The organism is Bradyrhizobium sp. LeoA1Lang, assembly GCF_055413685.1.
Window position 1 is genome coordinate 1 of sequence record NZ_JBVAPG010000624.1, and the last position, 255, is coordinate 255.

The 255-nt window shown below is 63.1% G+C and carries 1 protein-coding gene; it reads right to left on the bottom strand.

Annotated features, from left to right (window positions below; translation table 11 throughout):
• Window positions 1-255, bottom strand: a 255-nt coding sequence (locus tag ACZYOF_RS44765) for a helix-turn-helix domain-containing protein (protein ID WP_463719719.1), incomplete at both ends; no start/stop codon positions are given.

Here is a 255-nt window from a genome sequence, read left to right on the forward strand (position 1 = left end):
TGCAAGCCGAACGCCGTCCACATTCGGCGGATCGTGGTGTGAGAAAAGCCGGTTTCCGCCGCCATCGAGCGGATCGACCAGTGCGTCGCGTCGGCTGGCGTCGTCCGCAGCGTCCGCTCGATCACGGCGGCAACCTGATCGTCGTTGATGGTGCGAGCACGGCCAGGTCGCGCTTCGTCAAGCAGGCCATCACAGCGATCCTTCAAAAACCGGCGACGCCACTTACCAACGGTATGTTCGTGAAGGCCGAGTTCG